This window comes from Streptomyces niveiscabiei, from assembly GCF_033794345.1.
Classification (GTDB): Bacteria; Actinomycetota; Actinomycetes; order Streptomycetales; family Streptomycetaceae; genus Streptomyces; species Streptomyces niveiscabiei.
This window is the reverse complement of record NZ_JARAYJ010000004.1, coordinates 407,940-424,337: the sequence shown is the minus strand read 5'-3', so window position 1 is coordinate 424,337 and position 16,398 is coordinate 407,940. Positions and strand designations below refer to the sequence as shown.

The 16,398-nt window shown below is 70.7% G+C and carries 16 protein-coding genes; 8 read left to right on the top strand and 8 right to left on the bottom strand.

What is annotated here, in order from left to right; translation table 11 throughout:
• Positions 1-110 precede the first annotated feature (110 nt).
• From PV682_RS08195 to PV682_RS08185, 3 genes are all read left to right on the top strand, one after another.
• Positions 111-1,034 (top strand): ABC transporter ATP-binding protein, encoded by a 924-nt coding sequence (locus PV682_RS08195; protein ID WP_319725562.1) that lies wholly within the window; start codon positions 111-113, stop codon positions 1,032-1,034.
• Positions 1,031-1,801: an ABC transporter permease gene (locus tag PV682_RS08190; protein ID WP_319725560.1), complete on the top strand. Its 771-nt coding sequence runs from the start codon at positions 1,031-1,033 to the stop codon at positions 1,799-1,801. Before PV682_RS08195 ends, PV682_RS08190 begins: the two co-directional genes overlap by 4 nt.
• Before the next feature lie 279 nt (positions 1,802-2,080).
• Entirely contained in the window at positions 2,081-3,088 is a 1,008-nt protein-coding gene (locus tag PV682_RS08185; RefSeq protein WP_319725557.1) for a COX15/CtaA family protein, read from the top strand.
• Here PV682_RS08185 and PV682_RS08180 read toward each other — a convergent pair.
• The 3 genes from PV682_RS08180 to PV682_RS08170 all read right to left on the bottom strand — a co-directional run bounded on the left by PV682_RS08180 (position 3,085) and on the right by PV682_RS08170 (position 5,573).
• Complete coding sequence (locus PV682_RS08180) at positions 3,085-4,137, bottom strand: amidohydrolase (RefSeq protein WP_319725555.1); 1,053 nt, start codon at positions 4,135-4,137, stop codon at positions 3,085-3,087. The two genes, PV682_RS08185 and PV682_RS08180, sit on opposite strands and share 4 nt — an antisense overlap.
• Before the next feature lie 120 nt (positions 4,138-4,257).
• Positions 4,258-4,575: a hypothetical protein gene (locus PV682_RS08175; RefSeq protein WP_319725553.1), complete on the bottom strand. Its 318-nt coding sequence runs from the start codon at positions 4,573-4,575 to the stop codon at positions 4,258-4,260.
• A gap of 44 nt (positions 4,576-4,619) precedes the next feature.
• Entirely contained in the window at positions 4,620-5,573 is a 954-nt protein-coding gene (locus tag PV682_RS08170; RefSeq protein WP_319725550.1) for a heme o synthase, read from the bottom strand.
• A 390-nt stretch (positions 5,574-5,963) separates the two neighbouring features.
• On the opposite strand from PV682_RS08170, the gene tkt reads away from it, so the two are divergent.
• Genes tkt through pgl form a run of 5 tightly spaced genes read left to right on the top strand, consistent with a single transcriptional unit; the run spans position 5,964 to position 12,859 of the window.
• Positions 5,964-8,051: a transketolase gene (gene tkt, locus PV682_RS08165; protein WP_319725547.1), complete on the top strand. Its 2,088-nt coding sequence runs from the start codon at positions 5,964-5,966 to the stop codon at positions 8,049-8,051.
• 40 nt (positions 8,052-8,091) lie between these two features.
• Complete coding sequence (gene tal / locus PV682_RS08160) at positions 8,092-9,210, top strand: transaldolase (protein WP_319725545.1); 1,119 nt, start codon at positions 8,092-8,094, stop codon at positions 9,208-9,210.
• 6 nt (positions 9,211-9,216) lie between these two features.
• Entirely contained in the window at positions 9,217-10,740 is a 1,524-nt protein-coding gene (gene zwf / locus PV682_RS08155) for a glucose-6-phosphate dehydrogenase (RefSeq protein WP_319725543.1), read from the top strand.
• Entirely contained in the window at positions 10,737-12,089 is a 1,353-nt protein-coding gene (gene opcA / locus PV682_RS08150) for a glucose-6-phosphate dehydrogenase assembly protein OpcA (RefSeq protein WP_319725541.1), read from the top strand. Before zwf ends, opcA begins: the two co-directional genes overlap by 4 nt.
• Positions 12,086-12,859 (top strand): 6-phosphogluconolactonase, encoded by a 774-nt coding sequence (pgl, locus tag PV682_RS08145; RefSeq protein WP_319725539.1) that lies wholly within the window; start codon positions 12,086-12,088, stop codon positions 12,857-12,859. The genes opcA and pgl overlap by 4 nt, the downstream gene beginning before the upstream one ends.
• 47 nt (positions 12,860-12,906) lie before the next feature.
• Here the strand turns inward: pgl and PV682_RS08140 are convergent, their stop codons facing one another.
• The 5 genes from PV682_RS08140 to tpiA all read right to left on the bottom strand — a co-directional run bounded on the left by PV682_RS08140 (position 12,907) and on the right by tpiA (position 16,394).
• Positions 12,907-13,278, bottom strand: a complete 372-nt coding sequence (locus PV682_RS08140; protein ID WP_319725537.1) for a hypothetical protein — start codon at positions 13,276-13,278, stop codon at positions 12,907-12,909.
• 117 nt (positions 13,279-13,395) lie between these two features.
• Positions 13,396-14,625, bottom strand: a complete 1,230-nt coding sequence (locus PV682_RS08135) for an MFS transporter (RefSeq protein WP_319725535.1) — start codon at positions 14,623-14,625, stop codon at positions 13,396-13,398.
• 106 nt (positions 14,626-14,731) lie between these two features.
• Positions 14,732-15,067 (bottom strand): RNA polymerase-binding protein RbpA, encoded by a 336-nt coding sequence (locus tag PV682_RS08130; RefSeq protein WP_319725533.1) that lies wholly within the window; start codon positions 15,065-15,067, stop codon positions 14,732-14,734.
• A 214-nt stretch (positions 15,068-15,281) separates the two neighbouring features.
• Positions 15,282-15,518, bottom strand: a complete 237-nt coding sequence (gene secG, locus PV682_RS08125) for a preprotein translocase subunit SecG (protein WP_010352469.1) — start codon at positions 15,516-15,518, stop codon at positions 15,282-15,284.
• A gap of 99 nt (positions 15,519-15,617) precedes the next feature.
• A complete protein-coding gene (gene tpiA / locus PV682_RS08120) occupies positions 15,618-16,394 on the bottom strand; it encodes a triose-phosphate isomerase (protein ID WP_319725531.1) in 777 nt (258 codons plus the stop codon).
• Positions 16,395-16,398 lie beyond the last annotated feature (4 nt).

The following is a 16,398-nucleotide window of genomic DNA, read 5'->3' as shown; positions in this document are numbered from 1 at the left end:
CGGCACCACTCCCGCACCACAGAGCCCGCCGGCACCCCGAGTCGCCCCCGCGAGAGAGTTCTCCCACCCCCGCGCCCACGCCCTCGCCCCGCTCCCTAGACTCGTCTCTCATGCGAAGTGAGCCTGTCGTCCAGGTCCGGGCCCTGGTGAAGCGGTACGGGGACAAGACCGCGGTGGACGGCCTCGATCTGGTGGCCCTGGACGGTGTCACCGCCGTGCTCGGCCCCAACGGGGCGGGGAAGACGACGACGATCGAGGTGTGCGAGGGGTACCGGCGGGCGGACGGCGGGACGGTGCGCGTGCTGGGCCTCGACCCCGTCGCCCAGGCCGCCGAGCTGAAGCCCCGGATCGGGGTGATGCTCCAGTCCGGAGGCGTGTACTCCGGTGCGCGCGCCGACGAGATGCTCCGCCACATGGCGAAACTCCACGCGCACCCCCTCGACGTGGACGCCCTCATCGACCGCCTCGGCCTCGGCGGCTGCGGCCGGACCACCTACCGCCGCCTCTCCGGCGGCCAGCAACAGCGCCTCGCGCTCGCGATGGCCGTCGTCGGCCGCCCCGAACTCGTCTTCCTCGACGAGCCCACCGCCGGCCTCGACCCCCAGGCCCGCCACGCCACCTGGGACCTCGTACGGGACCTGCGCGACGACGGCGTGTCCGTCATCCTCACGACCCACCACATGGACGAGGCCGAGCAGCTCGCCGACGACGTCGCGATCATCGACGCCGGGAAGGTCATCGCGCAGGGCTCCCCCGAGACCCTGTGCAAGGGCGGCGCCGAGAACACCCTCCGCTTCACCGGCCGCCCCGGCCTGGACGTCGGCTCGCTCCTCAAGGCGCTCCCCCCGGACTCGACCGCCGACGAACTCACGCCGGGCTCCTACCGGATCACCGGCGGGATCGACCCCCAACTCCTCGCGACGGTCACCTCCTGGTGCGCACAGCACGGCGTCATGCCGGACCGCATCTCCGTCGAACGCCACACGCTGGAGGACGTCTTCCTGGAACTGACCGGCAAGGAGCTGCGCGCATGACGGCAACGGGCACCTACACCCCCCGCCCCGGGCCCGCCCCCCTCCCCCGCATGATCGCGGCGCAGGCGGCGCTGGAGACGAAGATGCTCCTCCGCAACGGAGAGCAGCTCCTCCTCACCGTCATCATCCCCACCCTCCTCCTCGTCCTCTTCAGCTCGGTGGACATCATCGACACGGGCAAGGGCAAGTCGATCGACTTCCTGACCCCGGGCATCCTCGCCCTCTCCGTCATGTCCACGGCCTTCACCGGCCAGGCCATCGCCACAGGCTTCGAACGCAGATACGGCGTCCTCAAACGCCTCGCTTCCTCCCCCCTCCCCCGCTGGGCCCTGATGACGGCCAAAACGGCATCGGTCCTGGTGACGGAGATCCTCCAGGTGACCCTCGTGACAGTGATCGCGCTAACCCTGGGCTGGTCCCCGCAAGGCAACCCACTGACGGTCGCCCTCCTCCTGATCCTCGGCACAGCAGCGTTCTCAGGCCTGGGCCTCCTGATGGCAGGCACCCTGAAGGCAGAAGCGACCCTGGCAGCGGCCAACCTGGTCTTCCTGCTCCTCCTGGTGGGCGGCGGCGTAATCGTCCCCATGGACAAATACCCACCGGCAGCCCAGGACGCCCTGTCCCTCCTCCCCATCTCAGCCCTCTCGGACGGCCTCCGAGACGTCCTCCAACACGGAGCAGGAGTCCCCTGGCCAAACCTGGCCATCCTGACGGCATGGTCGGCAGCAGGCTTGGCAGCAGCGGGCAAATTCTTCCGCTGGGAATAACCACAACAAACCCACACCCGCCCACCCACCGCCCCGCACCCCCTCCACCCCACCCACCCAGCTGCGGCCAGCCGCACCACACCCCCACCCACCCGCACCCCCTCCACCCCGCCCACCCAGCTGCGGGCAGTCGTGCCGCTAGGGGCGGCACGGGTGGGCGCAGCGGCACCCCGCAAGCGCGGGCAAGCGACAACGCCCCCCACCCCAGCCCCCCACCCAGCCGCACCGAACCCCCCTCACCGACCCCCTCGTGAACGCACTCACAAGCCCCGCCCTACGATGGACCCCGTGCCGAACCTGACCCGAGCCGACGCCGCAGCCGCCCTGCGCAACCCCCTCGCCTACATCGCAGCCCGCTGGACCCCCACCCCCCGGACGGTCCAGCGAGCCGCGCTCACCGCCCTGCTGATGTCCGTCGTCATCGTGGTCACCGGCGGCGCGGTCCGCCTCACCGGCTCGGGCCTCGGCTGCCCGACCTGGCCGAAGTGCACGGACACGTCCCTCACGGCGACCAGCGAAATGGGCATGCACGGAGCGATCGAGTTCGGCAACCGCATGCTGACGTACGTCCTGTGCGCGGCGGTCGGCTGGGCGATCATCGCCGCGAGGTCACAGAAGCCGTACCGCAGGTCCCTCACCCGCCTGGGCTGGGCCCAGTTCTGGGTGGTCATGGGCAACGCGGTGCTGGGCGGCATCGTCGTCCTGGTCGGCCTGAACCCGTACACGGTGGCGGCGCACTTCCTCCTCTCGTCGGCGCTGATCGCGGTAGCGACGGTGATGTGGCAGCGCACGAGGGAGGGCGACCAGGCCCCCCGCCCGGTCGTCGGCAAGGCGGTCCAGCAGCTCGTCTGGTCCCTGGTCATCGCATCGGGACTGCTGATCGCGGTCGGCACGATCGTCACCGGCGCCGGCCCTCACGCGGGCGACTCCAGCGAGGTGGACCGCATCCCGATCGACTGGGAGACGATCGCGAAGCTGCACGCGGTACTGGCGTGGATCGTGGTGACCCTGACGTTCGCCCTGTGGTTCGTCCTGAAGGCGGTGGACGCCCCGAAGCCCCCCCTGCACAGGACCCGGGAACTGTTCCTGATCCTGCTGGGTCAGGGCCTGATCGGCTATGTCCAGTACTTCACGAACCTCCCCGAGATCCTGGTCGGCGCCCACATGTTCGGCTCGACGGTGACATGGATCTGGGTCCTGAGGGTCCTGCTGTCCCTGCGGGAGCGCCCGTACGACGAGGTCGCGCTCCCCGCCCCGACGGCGAACGCGGTCCCGACCCGCGCCTAGACCCCGTACACCCGCCGAGCGTTCCCGGAAGCCAGCATCCCCGCCACCCGCTGCGCGTCCCCCACGGACCAGGCCCCCTCGGCGACCCACCCCCCGAACACCCGTGTCACCGCCTCCTGGAACAGCCGGGCGGCGACGAGGTGGAGTTCCGGGAGCGCGCGAGCCCCGCTGGAGTAGAGGACCTTGCCGAAGGGGGCCAGTTCCAGGGTCTCCGCGAGGACGGTCGCCGCGCGGACGCCCGTGTGCAGGAACGCGGTCCCGCAGTCGACGTACACATGGGGGTACGCCGCCGCGAGGCGGGCGGCCTCCCGGTGCCGGGGATACGCGTGGAGCAGGACGAGATCCGTGCCCAGCCCCGCGGTCGCCCGGATGAAGTCCACCGGCAGAACCGGGCCGACCCGCAGTTGCAGCGGGCGCCCCGAGGCGAGGGCGATCCACAGCAGGTGGCGCAGGAGGACGGGGTCCCGGAGGGCGTCCCCGGCGCGGCGCCCCGCGAGCCAGCGGCCGGCAGCGCCCCGCACGGCCCCGACGTCGGGCGGCTCGGGCGCGACGGCGTGTCCCGCGGCGGCGAAGGCGACCGCGTTCGCGGCGGCGCCGTGCACGGACTCCGCGAGGTTGGAGAGGAACCCCTCGACCGTCCCGGACGTGTCCGCGACCTGCTGCGCGAGGAGTTCGAGGCGGACGATCTCGCGGGCGTCGGCGTCGGCGGTCGCGGCGAGTTCACGGGGCTGGGTGAGGTCGTCGGGCACCCCGGTGTCGACGAGGAAGGTCGCCACCCCCGAGCCGCGCAGCAGCCGCCGCCCCGCCTCCAGCACCCCCAGCTCACGCCGCCTGGCCAGATAACGCGCGGGCGGGCAGTGGGGTTCCAGGCCGAGCGCGGGCGGGCACCAGCGGCGTACGGCGAAGCCGGTCTGCGTGTCGAAGAGGGTCGTACCGGAGGCCGGGGGGCCGTCCGTACGCGCGAGCCGGGCCTCGAAGGTGCCCAGACCCAGCTCGGTCCGCAGGACGCCGTGACAGTACTGGTCCACCAGGGACGGCGTCTCGATCATCCGGTCTCCCTGTAGGTGGCGTGGCCTTACAGGGGTTAACGGGAGAGGCGTACGTCAGGTCGCGGTTGACGCGCGGGGCGCCCGAAAAAGACCGCGCGCCCCGGGAAGCGCCGGAAAGCCTCAGCCGCCGATCTGGATCCCGGCCATCCGCTTCCACTCGTACGGCCCGGTCTCCACCTTCGCCGCGAACTCCCCGTCGAACTCCTCGTGACGGGTGATCCCGGCCTTCTCGACGGCGGCCACGGCGACGTCGTACGAGGGTGCGACCACGTCGCCCCAGCCGCCGTCGGCGCCGACGAGGACGATGCGCGCCCCGCGCTGCCCGATGTAGGCGACCTGACCCTCGGCGCCGCCGTGCGCCTTGGCGAACGTGCCGATGCGCTTGGCGAGCTTCGCCGCCGTACGGTCCTGCCGGTCCTGCGTCTTCGTGTCTGCCATACCCGGATGCTACCGGCGAGTAGGAAACACCGGCAAGGAGCGGCTCAGTGGAGGAAGGGGTCCACGGCGACGGCGACGAAGAGCAGGGAGACGTAGGTGATCGACCAGTGGAACAGCCGCATCTCCTTGAGCTTGGCCCCCTCCACCTCGGCCTTGGCCCGGTTCTGGAGGGCGTGGGCCTCCCACAGCCACCAGCCGCCCGCGGCGAGCGCGACGACCGTGTAGAACCAGCCGGTGTAGCCGAGCGGCGTCAGCAGCAGGGAGACGGCGACCATCACCCAGCTGTAGATGACGATCTGCTTGGCGACGACCTTGTTGGAGGCGACGACCGGCAGCATCGGCACGCCGACGCGCGCGTAGTCGTCCTTGACCTTCATGGACAGCGGCCAGTAGTGCGGCGGCGTCCAGAAGAAGATGACGAGGAAGAGGATGACCGGCGCCCAGGAGAGCGAGTTGGTGACGGCCGTCCACCCGATGAGGACCGGCATGCAGCCCGCGATGCCGCCCCAGATGATGTTCTGCGCCGTACGGCGTTTGAGGATCATCGTGTAGACGACGACGTAGAAGAGGAGCGCCCCGAGGGCGAGCCACGCGGACAGCCAGTTGACGGCGAGCCCGAACAGCAGCGTCGAGCCGACCGCGAGCGCGATCCCGAAGGCGAGGCACTCGCGCGGCGAGACCATGCCGGTGACCAGGGGCCGCTGCGAGGTGCGGTCCATGAGCGCGTCGATGTCGCGGTCGATGTACATGTTGAGCGCGTTGGCGCCGCCCGCGGACAGGTAGCCGGCGAGGCAGGTGATGAGGACGAGACCGAGGTCGGGAACCCCCTGCTGCGCCAGGAACATCACCGGAACGGTGGTGATCAGCAGCAGCTCGATGATCCTCGGCTTCGTCAGCGCCACGAACGCCTTGACACGGGCCCCGAACGGCCGCTGCACCGGGCTCTGGTTCGCACCCGTAACCCCTACTGGACGGGATTCGACGGCCGTCACGCACACCCCTGAAAGAGATTTCCCAGCAAGCCCGACCGTGTGAAGTCCCGGTAAAGGCTCGCGCGTACCACGCCACTGTAGACGTTGCCCATACCTCGGCCTTCGCGGGGGTGCCCCGTGTTGGACGGGCCACCGGGAGGGGGGACAGAACGGGCGCACGACGGCTCGTTTGAGTGCTCGGATGACGCACTCCGTATTCAGATGCCGAGCCCCGGGAACCCGGTCGACAGGCGGATCTCCAGGACTCCCGGCAGTCTGGACGGACGGGAGAAACCGCACGTACTTACGGGGGTAGGCTCGACAACGGCCGGTGGGCCCCCCGTGCACCGGCAGCCGGTGGGCGCGTTGCCCGAGCAGCCGGTGAACCGAACATGTGGAGAGGAGCCCTGACCCAGGGTGAGCACCAAGCCGACCACCACAGACCTCGACTGGACCGAGTTGGACCAGCGGGCCGTCGACACCGCCCGCGTCCTGGCCGCCGATGCCGTACAGAAGGTCGGGAACGGCCATCCGGGTACGGCGATGAGCCTCGCGCCGGCCGCCTACACCCTCTTCCAGAAGGTGATGCGGCACGACCCCGCCGACGCCGGCTGGGTCGGGCGCGACCGCTTCGTGCTGTCCGCCGGCCACTCGTCCCTCACTCTCTACACCCAGCTGTACCTGGCCGGCTTCGGCCTGGAGCTGGACGACCTGAAGGCGTTCCGGACCTGGGGCTCGAAGACCCCGGGCCACCCGGAGTACGGCCACACGACCGGTGTCGAGACGACGACGGGCCCGCTCGGGCAGGGTGTCGCGAACGCGGTGGGCATGGCGATGGCCGCCCGCTACGAGCGCGGCCTGTTCGACCCCGAGGCCCCGCAGGGCGAGTCCCCCTTCGACCACTTCGTGTACGCCATCGCGGGTGACGGCTGCCTCCAGGAGGGCATCTCCGCCGAGGCGTCCTCCCTGGCCGGCCACCAGAAGCTCGGCAACCTGATCCTGCTGTGGGACGACAACCACATCTCGATCGAGGGCGACACCGAGACGGCCGTGTCCGAGGACACCGTCAAGCGGTACGAGGCGTACGGCTGGCACGTCCAGCGCATCGCCCCGAAGCCGGACGGCGACCTGGACCCGCACGCGATCTACAACGCCATCGAGGCCGCGAAGAAGGTGACGGACAAGCCGTCGTTCATCGCGATGCGCTCGATCATCGCCTGGCCCGCCCCGAACGCGCAGAACACCGAGGCCGCGCACGGCTCGGCGCTCGGCGACGACGAGGTGGCCGCCACCAAGCGCGTGCTGGGCTTCGACCCCGAGAAGAGCTTCGAGGTCTCCGACGAGGTCATCGCGCACACGCGCGGCGCCCTGGAGCGCGGCGCGCAGGCGAAGGCCGACTGGGAGAAGTCGTTCCAGCTGTGGCGGAACGAGAACCCGGAGCGCGCCGCCGAGTTCGACCGGATCGACGCGGGCGAGCTGCCCGAGGGCTGGGAGGAGAAGGTCCCGGTCTTCGAGGCGGGCAAGGGTGTCGCGACGCGTGCCGCGTCCGGCAAGGTCCTCCAGGCGCTCGGCGCGGTGATCCCGGAGCTGTGGGGCGGCTCGGCCGACCTCGCGGGCTCCAACAACACGACGATCGACGCGTCGTCCTCCTTCCTCCCGGCGGACAACCCGCTCACCGAGGCGGACCCGTACGGCCGCACGGTCCACTTCGGCATCCGCGAGCACTCGATGGCCGCCGAGATGAACGGCATCGCGCTGCACGGCAACACCCGGATCTACGGCGGCACGTTCCTCGTGTTCTCCGACTACATGCGCAACGCCGTGCGCCTGTCCGCGCTGATGCACCTGCCGGTCACCTACGTGTGGACGCACGACTCGATCGGCCTCGGCGAGGACGGCCCGACGCACCAGCCGGTCGAGCACGTCGCCGCGCTGCGCGCCATCCCGGGCCTGAACGTCGTCCGCCCGGCCGACGCCAACGAGACCGCCATCGCCTGGCGCGAGATCCTGCGCCGCGGCAAGCGCGAGTACGGCGTCTCGGCGCCGCACGGCCTGGCGCTGACCCGGCAGGGCGTGCCGACGTACGAGCCCAACGAGGACACGGTCAAGGGCGGTTACGTCCACACCGAGGCGTCCACGGGCACCCCCGAGGTCATCCTCATCGCGACCGGCTCCGAGGTCCATGTGGCCGTCGCCGCGCGGGAGCTGCTGGAGGCCGAGGGCACGCCGACGCGCGTGGTCTCGATGCCGTCGGTGGAGTGGTTCGAGGAGCAGTCCCCGGAGTACAAGGAGTCGGTGCTCCCCGCCGCCGTCAAGGCGCGTGTCTCCGTCGAGGCCGGCATCGGTCTCACGTGGCACAAGTACGTCGGTGACGCGGGCCGCATCGTTTCCCTGGAGCACTTCGGCGCTTCGGCCGACGGCAAGGTCCTTTTCCAGGAGTACGGCTTCACTGCCGAGAACGTGGCCGCGAAGGCGCGGGAATCCGTAGCCGCCGCCCAGCGCTGACGCCCATAAGACACCCCACGTACGTAGGAGATGTAATTCCATGACAGACGCACTGAAGCGCCTCTCCGAGGAGGGCGTCGCGATCTGGCTGGACGACCTGTCGCGCAAGCGGATCACGTCCGGCAACCTCGCCGAGCTGATCGACCAGCAGCACGTCGTGGGCGTCACCACCAACCCGTCGATCTTCCAGAAGGCGATCTCGTCGGGCGACGGCTACGAGCAGCAGGTCGCCGACCTCGCCGCCCGCAAGGTCACCGTCGACGAGGCGATCCGGATGATCACGACGGCGGACGTCCGGGACGCCGCCGACATCCTGCGCCCCGTCTACGACGCGTCCGGCGGCCAGGACGGCCGGGTCTCCATCGAGGTCGACCCGCGCCTGGCGCACGAGACGACCGCGACGGTCGCCGAGGCCAAGCAGCTCGCGTGGCTGGTGGACCGCCCGAACACGCTGATCAAGATCCCGGCGACGAAGGCGGGCCTCCCGGCGATCACCGAGGTGATCGGCAACGGCATCAGCGTCAACGTCACGCTGATCTTCTCGCTCGAGCGCTACCGCGAGGTCATGGACGCCTACCTGGCCGGCCTGGAGAAGGCCAAGGCCAAGGGCATCGACCTGGCGGGCATCCACTCGGTCGCCTCCTTCTTCGTGTCCCGCGTGGACACCGAGATCGACAAGCGCCTGACCGCGCTGGGCACCGACGAGGCCCTCGCCCTCAAGGGCAAGGCGGCCCTCGCCAACGCGCGCCTCGCCTACCAGGCGTACGAGGAGGTCTTCTCGACCGCGCGCTGGGAGGCCCTGGAGAAGGCGGGCGCCAACAAGCAGCGTCCGCTGTGGGCGTCGACCGGCGTGAAGGACCCGGCGTACAAGGACACCCTGTACGTCGACGACCTGGTCGCGCCGAACACCGTCAACACCATGCCGGAGGCCACCCTGCTGGCCACCGAGGACCACGGGCAGATCACCGGCAACACCATCGCGGGCACCTACGAGCAGGCGCGCGCCGAGCTCGACGCGGTGGAGAAGCTCGGGATCTCCTACGACGACGTGGTCCAGCTCCTTGAGGACGAGGGCGTCCAGAAGTTCGAGGAGTCCTGGAACGACCTGCTCAAGTCGACCGAGGCGGAGCTTCAGCGCCTCGCTCCTTCGGAGGGCTGATTTCACTTGTCGAGCAGCAATCCGCTGCGTGACCCGGCAGACCGACGGCTCCCGCGTATCGCGGGGCCGTCGGGCCTTGTCATTTTCGGTGTCACGGGCGATTTGTCACGTAAAAAGCTGATGCCCGCCGTGTACGACCTCGCCAACCGCGGTCTGCTTCCGCCGGGTTTCTCCCTGGTCGGGTTCGCGCGCCGGGAGTGGGAGCACGAGGACTTCGCGGCCGAGGTCCACGACGCGGTCAAGGCGCACGCCCGTACGCCGTTCCGTGAGGAGGTCTGGCAGCAGCTCATCCAGGGGATGCGCTTCGTGCAGGGCACCTTCGACGACGACGAGGCGTTCGAGCGGCTGCGCGCCACCATCGATGAGCTGGACAAGGCGCAGGGCACGGGCGGCAACTTCGCCTTCTACCTGTCGGTGCCGCCGCGCGCGTTCCCGGTCGTCATCCAGCAGCTGAAGAAGCACGGCCTGGCCGACCAGTCGCGCGGCTCGTGGCGGCGCGCCGTCATCGAGAAGCCGTTCGGACACGACCTGAAGTCGGCGGAGGAGCTGAACAAGGTCGTCCACGAGGTCTTCGCGCCCGACCAGGTCTTCCGCATCGACCACTACCTCGGCAAGGAGACCGTCCAGAACATCCTGGCGCTGCGGTTCGCCAACACGATGTTCGAGCCGATCTGGAACCGGTCCTTCGTGGACCACATCCAGATCACGATGGCCGAGGACATCGGCATCGGCGGCCGTGCCGGGTACTACGACGGCATCGGCGCCGCCCGCGACGTCATCCAGAACCACCTCCTCCAGCTGATGGCGCTGACCGCCATGGAGGAGCCCGCCTCCTTCGACGCGGACGCGCTCGCCGCCGAGAAGACCAAGGTGCTCGGCGCGGTCCGGCTCCCCAAGGACCTCGGCCGCGACACCGTCCGCGCGCAGTACGCGGCCGGCTGGCAGGGCGGCGAGAAGGTCATCGGCTACCTCGAAGAGGACGGCATCGACAAGGCGTCGAAGACCGACACGTACGCCGCGATCAAGGTCGAGGTCGACAACCGCCGCTGGGCGGGCGTCCCCTTCTATCTGCGCACCGGCAAGCGGCTCGGCCGCCGGGTCACCGAGATCGCGGTCGTCTTCCAGCGCGCCCCGCACTCCCCCTTCGACACGACGGCCACCGAGGAGCTGGGCTCCAACGCGATCGTCATCCGCGTCCAGCCCGACGAGGGCGTCACCGTCCGCTTCGGCTCCAAGGTGCCGGGCACGTCGATGGAGATCCGGGACGTGTCCATGGACTTCGCGTACGGCGAGTCCTTCACGGAGTCGTCCCCGGAGGCGTACGAGCGCCTCATCCTGGACGTCCTGCTCGGCGACTCGAACCTCTTCCCGCGCACCGAGGAGGTCGAGCTGTCCTGGCGCATCCTCGACCCGATCGAGGAGTACTGGGACACCCACGGCAAGCCGGCCCAGTACCCGGCGGGCACCTGGGGCCCGGCCGAGGCGGACGAGATGCTCGCACGCGAGGGACGGAGCTGGCGCCGGCCATGAAGATCGACCTCACGGACACCACCGCCGGCAAGATAAACAAGGCCCTGGTCAAGGGCCGCCGCGAGATCGGCACGCCTGCCGTCGGCATGGTCCTCACGCTCGTCATCGTCACCGACGAGGAGAACGCGTACGACGCCCTGAAGGCGGCCGGCGACGCGTCGCGCGAGCACCCCTCGCGCACGCTCGTCGTCATCCGCCGCGTCTCCCGCTCGCCGCGCGACCGCACGCAGTCCCGCATCGACGCCGAGGTGCTGCTCGGCGCGGACGCGGGTACGGGCGAGACGGTCGTGCTGCGCCTGCACGGCGAGGTCTCCGACCACGCCCAGTCCGTCGTCCTCCCGCTCCTGCTGCCGGACGCCCCGGTCGTCGTCTGGTGGCCCGTCGACGCGCCCGCCGACCCGGCGAACGACCCCCTCGGCGCGCTCGCCCAGCGCCGGGTCACCGACTCGTACGCCGCCGAGCAGCCGGTCCGCGCGCTGACCGCCCGCGCGAAGTCGTACGCCCCCGGCGACACGGACCTCTCCTGGACCCGCATCACGCCCTGGCGCTCGATGCTGGCCGCGGCTCTCGACCAGGTCACCTGCGAGGTGACGTCCGTCGAGGTCGAGGGGGAGGAGTTCAACCCCAGCTGCGAGCTGCTGGCGATGTGGCTCGCGGACCGGCTCGACGTCCCGGTCCGCCGCACCCTCTCCGCGGGCCCCGGCCTCACCGCCGTCCGCCTCTCGACGGACGCGGGCCCCATCGCCCTCGACCGCCCCGACGGCTCGGTCGCGACCCTCTCCATCCAGGGCCAGCCCGACCGCGCGGTCGCCCTGAAGCGCCGGGACACGGTCGACCTGATCGCCGAGGAACTGCGCCGGCTGGACCCCGACGACACGTACGCGTCCGCGCTGCGGTTCGGGGTGGAGCGGCTCAACTCGTCGGTGTCCACGGCGTTTCCGGCACCGGTGACACGGAAGGCGGACGGGGGTGCGGCTACGGGGTCGGCCGCGACCTCGACGCCGGGTGCCGGGACGGGCGCGGCCTCGACGCCGGGTGCCGGTTCGGGCGCGGCTGCGGCTCCCGCCTCGGGCCCGGTGCCGGGTTCGGCCGCGCGTTCTCTGCCGGCTCCCCCCGCTCCCCCCGCCTCGGCGCTCGCCGATCCCGTCGCCGTCCCGAAGACCGACTCCTCCGTCGAGGGAGCGCGAAAAAGTGGCGCTGCCGGAGCAGGTGACGGCGGAGCCGGGGGAGCCGGTGAGTCCGCAGGAGGGGCAGCCGGAGCAACTCCCCCCGCTCCCCCGGCGGCTGCGCAAGCTCCCGTACTACCGGCCGAAGCGCCGCAGCCGGTGAGAAAGGCCATCTCCCCATGACCACACCCCAGTTGGTCGTCCACCGCGACAAGGAGCTGATGGCGCGGGCCGCCGCGGCCCGTCTCATCACGCGGATCGTCGACGCGCAGTCCGCGAAGGGCACCGCGTCGATCGTCCTCACGGGGGGCCGCAACGGCAACGGCCTGCTCGCGGCGCTGGCGGCGGCGCCCGCGCGCGACGCCGTCGACTGGTCGCGTCTCGACCTGTGGTGGGGCGACGAACGCTTCCTCCCCGAGGGCGACCCCGACCGCAACGTCACCCAGGCCCGCGAGGCCCTCCTCGACGCCGTCCCCCTCGACCCGAAGCGCGTGCACGCGATGCCCGCGTCGGACGGCGCGTACGGAACGGACGTCGAGGCGGCGGCGGAGGCGTACGCGGAGGAACTGGCGAGGTCGGCCGACCACGGCGACGTCCCCACGTTCGACGTCCTGATGCTGGGCGTGGGACCGGATACGCACGTGGCGTCCCTCTTCCCGGAACTCCCCGCGGTCCGCGAGGAGACCCGCACGGTGGTGGGCGTCCGAGGCGCCCCCAAACCGCCGCCCACGCGGGTCACCCTCACCCTCCCCGCGATCCGGGCGGCGAAGGAGGTCTGGCTCCTGGCAGCGGGCGAGGACAAGGCCCAGGCCGCCGCGATCGCCCTCTCGGGCGCGGGCGAGATCCAGGCCCCGGCGGCAGGCGCCCGCGGCCTCGCCCGCACGCTGTGGCTCCTGGACCGCCCGGCGGCGTCCCAGCTCCCGCGCACGCTGTACCCGCCGGCGACAGCGTAGGACGACAGCCGAGGGCCCCGTCCGCGACGGACGGGGCCCTCTCGCGTTCACCGCACCCGAACGCTCACCGTTGCGGAGGTCCGCCAGCGCACGGGATGCCGGTCCTTGGGCCCCTTGAGCCCATACATGACAGCCCGGAACTGCACCGCACCACGCCGCGCGGCCTTCACCTGCACGGCGACCCGCCCCTCGGGCCCGCCCCGCCGGACCACGCCCCCACACCCCGCCTGCCGCCAGGCCGCCTTCCCGCTCCGCACCTCGACGCATATCCGCAGATACCGAGCGGCGTCGTCGTCCCCATGAGCACTGACCTTGAAGGCTTTCCCCACGGCAGCCGCCCGGGGCGCCACCACGGACACGTCCCCCTTGGCCTGCGCGGGCGCGGCGGCGAGAGCCACCACGGCGAGCCCGACACCCACTCCACTCAGCCCTCTGCCGATCCCACGCACAGCGACCCCTCCCACGAAGCACTTCCCGCCACCCCTCCAGATGCCGAAACCACTCCCCGGGTTCCCGCGCCGGACCGCCCGAGGCGATCAGCGGCTCACCTGATCCGGGGTCGCGCCGTCCACCGGCGCCCCCACAGGGACGTCCGCCTCGGCCGCGGGTGTCAACGAGAGGACGGCGAGCAGGAACAGCAGGGCCGCGAACAGGACGGGCGCGTTGAGCCCGAAGGCCCGCGCGACCACCCCACCGAGCAGCGCGCCGACCGGCGCCCCCGAGGTGGACGCCGTACGGAAGGCCGCGGCGATCCGCCCCAACAGCGCCTCGGGGCTGCGTTCCTGCATGAGCGTCACCTGGTTGACGTTCCACACCATGCTCATCACACCGAGCAGCGCCATCCCCACGACCAGCGCGCCCACGTGCCGTACGGACCCCATGGCCACGAGGGAGACGAACTGGACGGTGCCGCCCCACATCAGCGCCCGCGCCCGCCCGAACCGCCGGGCGACGCGCTGCGCGAGGAACCCTCCGGCGATGGACCCGACGGAGTACGCGGTCATGGCGGCGGCGAACCCGGCGTCCCCCGCGTCCAGCCACCGCGTGACGACGAGGACCAGGGTCGCGATCAGCGCCCCCATCCCGATGTTGCACAGCAGCGTGGCCGTACAGATCGCGCGCAGCGCCCGGTCCCGCCACAGCACCCGTATCCCCTCGGCGATCTCCCCGCGCAGCGTGCTCCCCGTGGCCCGCGCCTCCCGCTCGGCGGGCCGCACCCGCAGCGAGGCGATGAGCCCGGCGGCGACGAGGTAACTGAGCGCGTCCACCACGAACGGCACGGCCATCCCCACGACCACGAGCACCGGCACGACGGGCCCCGCCAGCAGCCCCCCGGCGACCTGCTGACCGGTCATCAACCGCGCGTTGGCGGCCCCGAGTTGATCCCTCTCGACGACAGCCGGCAGCAGTGCCGTGGACGCGTTGTCGAACAACGTCTGAAGAGTCGTCAGCACAAAGGCGAGCCCCAACAACACCCCCACAGAAGCCTCCCCCAAGGCCACCACCACAGCGAACCCCGCCACCAGCACCCCCCGCACCACATCCACCGCCCACATGGCCCGCCGCTGATCCACCCGATCAGCCAACGCCCCACCCACCAGCCCGAACAACAACCAGGGCACATACCCACAAGCGGTAACAGAAGCAATCACCAACGGATCATCGGTAACGCGCACAGCCAACAAGGGCATAGCGGTATTCCGCAGAGCATCCCCGAACCGCGACACAACAGCGGCAGACCACAATCGCCAGAACTCGCTACCCATGCCCACACGGTAGAGGCGACCACTGACAACGCCAGTTCGTCAGGAGCGCGATCAACCACGACGGCGCCGCAGCCCGAACCGAACAGACCGCGGCACCCCGTTGGGCCTAAATCTCGCCCCGCAACTTGGCCAACGCCTCCGCCAAGATCGCCTCACCATCAGCATCACTACGCCGCTCCCGCACATACGCGAGATGCGTCTTGTACGGCTCGGTCTTCGGCGGAGCCGGCGGATTGTCCCGGTCCTGCCCCGCAGGGAACCCGCACCGAGGACAGTCCCACGTATCCGGCACCTGCGCGTCGCTCGCGAAACTCGGCTGCGTCTCATGCCCGTTGGAGCACCAGAAGGAGAGACGCAGCCGGGGCGCGGACTCGCCCCGCTCGGCCTCGCCCATCGGCCCCGCCCCGACCCGGCTTCCTCGGATCGCGTTGCCACTTGCCACGGTCGTAACTCCCTGCGTGATGGTGCCGCGAAGCGAGTCGGCGTTTCGCTCCACTGCGAGCGGCTCAGTCTACGTAAGACCAACCGGCCTAAGGCCCAACGCGCGTCCAGTGATTGGAGTTACCGCACACAGACGCAAGCCCCATGATAGGCCGCGCCAAGGAGCGCGTACCGAACATGGGGCCTTGCGTGCGTATTGTGCTGCGGGACGCCGCTCAGTTGTTGGCCTTCATGATCAGGCCGAGGACGATGATGCAGGCGAACCAGAGCAGACCGACCACGACGGTGATGCGGTCGAGGTTGCGCTCGGCGACCGAGGAGCCGCCGACGGAGGACTGCATGCCGCCACCGAACATGTCGGAGAGGCCGCCGCCCTTCCCCTTGTGCATCAGCACCAGCAGCATCAGCAGCAGGCTGAAGACGATCAGGGCGATGGAGAACCCCAGAACCACGGCTGGACCAACTTCCTCGGATGCGGATGACGACGGGGACTCTAGTGGATAGTCACTAAGGTCCCCGTCAGGGTACGACGGATCGCCGCTAGGGCCTACTCACTGATCCCGGAAGCGCACGATCTTGACGAACTCGTCGGCGTCGAGGGAGGCGCCACCGACGAGCGCGCCGTCGATGTCGGCCTGCGCCATGATCTCGGCGACGTTCCCGGCCTTGACGGAACCGCCGTACTGGATGCGGACCTTGTCGGCGAGCTCCTGGTCGTACAGCTCGGCGAGCTTGCCCCGGATCGCGGCGCAGACTTCCTGCGCGTCGCCGGCGCCGCAGACCTTGCCGGTGCCGATGGCCCAGACGGGCTCGTAGGCGATGACGACGGTCTCGGCCTGCTCGGCGGCGACGTCCTTCAGGCCGCCCTCGACCTGGGCGAGGGTGTGGGCGACGTGGTTGCCCGCCTCGCGGACCTCCAGTTCCTCGCCGACGCACAGGATCGGGGTGATCCCGTGCTTGAACGCGGCCTTGACCTTGGCGTTCACGGTCTCGTCGGTCTCGGCGTGGTACTGGCGGCGCTCGGAGTGGCCGACGGCGACGTACGCGCACTTCAGCTTGGCGAGCATGGGGCCGGAGATCTCGCCGGTGTAGGCGCCGGAGTCGTACGCGGAGATGTCCTGGGAGCCGTACTTGATCTTCAGCTTGTCGCCGTCGACCAGGGTCTGCACGGAGCGCAGGTCGGTGAAGGGCGCGAGGACGGCGACCTCGACGGCCTCGTAGTCCTTGTCGGCCAGGGCGAACGCGAGCTTCTGGACGTGGGCGATGGCCTCAAGGTGGTTGAGGTTCATCTTCCAGTTGCCCGCCATGATCGGCGTGCGGGTGGTCATGAGG

What these genes read in the sequence shown, in the direction of transcription:
- PV682_RS08195 (WP_319725562.1), top strand. Translation starts at nt 111, where the DNA reads ATGCGAAGTGAGCCTGTCGTCCAGGTCCGGGCCCTGGTGAAGCGGTAC.
- PV682_RS08190 (WP_319725560.1), top strand. Translation starts at nt 1,031, where the DNA reads ATGACGGCAACGGGCACCTACACCCCCCGCCCCGGGCCCGCCCCCCTC.
- PV682_RS08185 (WP_319725557.1), top strand. Translation starts at nt 2,081, where the DNA reads ATGGACCCCGTGCCGAACCTGACCCGAGCCGACGCCGCAGCCGCCCTG.
- PV682_RS08180 (WP_319725555.1), bottom strand. Translation starts at nt 4,137, where the DNA reads ATGATCGAGACGCCGTCCCTGGTGGACCAGTACTGTCACGGCGTCCTG.
- PV682_RS08175 (WP_319725553.1), bottom strand. Translation starts at nt 4,575, where the DNA reads ATGGCAGACACGAAGACGCAGGACCGGCAGGACCGTACGGCGGCGAAG.
- tal (WP_319725545.1), top strand. Translation starts at nt 8,092, where the DNA reads ATGACAGACGCACTGAAGCGCCTCTCCGAGGAGGGCGTCGCGATCTGG.
- opcA (WP_319725541.1), top strand. Translation starts at nt 10,737, where the DNA reads ATGAAGATCGACCTCACGGACACCACCGCCGGCAAGATAAACAAGGCC.
- pgl (WP_319725539.1), top strand. Translation starts at nt 12,086, where the DNA reads ATGACCACACCCCAGTTGGTCGTCCACCGCGACAAGGAGCTGATGGCG.
- PV682_RS08135 (WP_319725535.1), bottom strand. Translation starts at nt 14,625, where the DNA reads ATGGGTAGCGAGTTCTGGCGATTGTGGTCTGCCGCTGTTGTGTCGCGG.
- tpiA (WP_319725531.1), bottom strand. Translation starts at nt 16,394, where the DNA reads ATGACCACCCGCACGCCGATCATGGCGGGCAACTGGAAGATGAACCTC.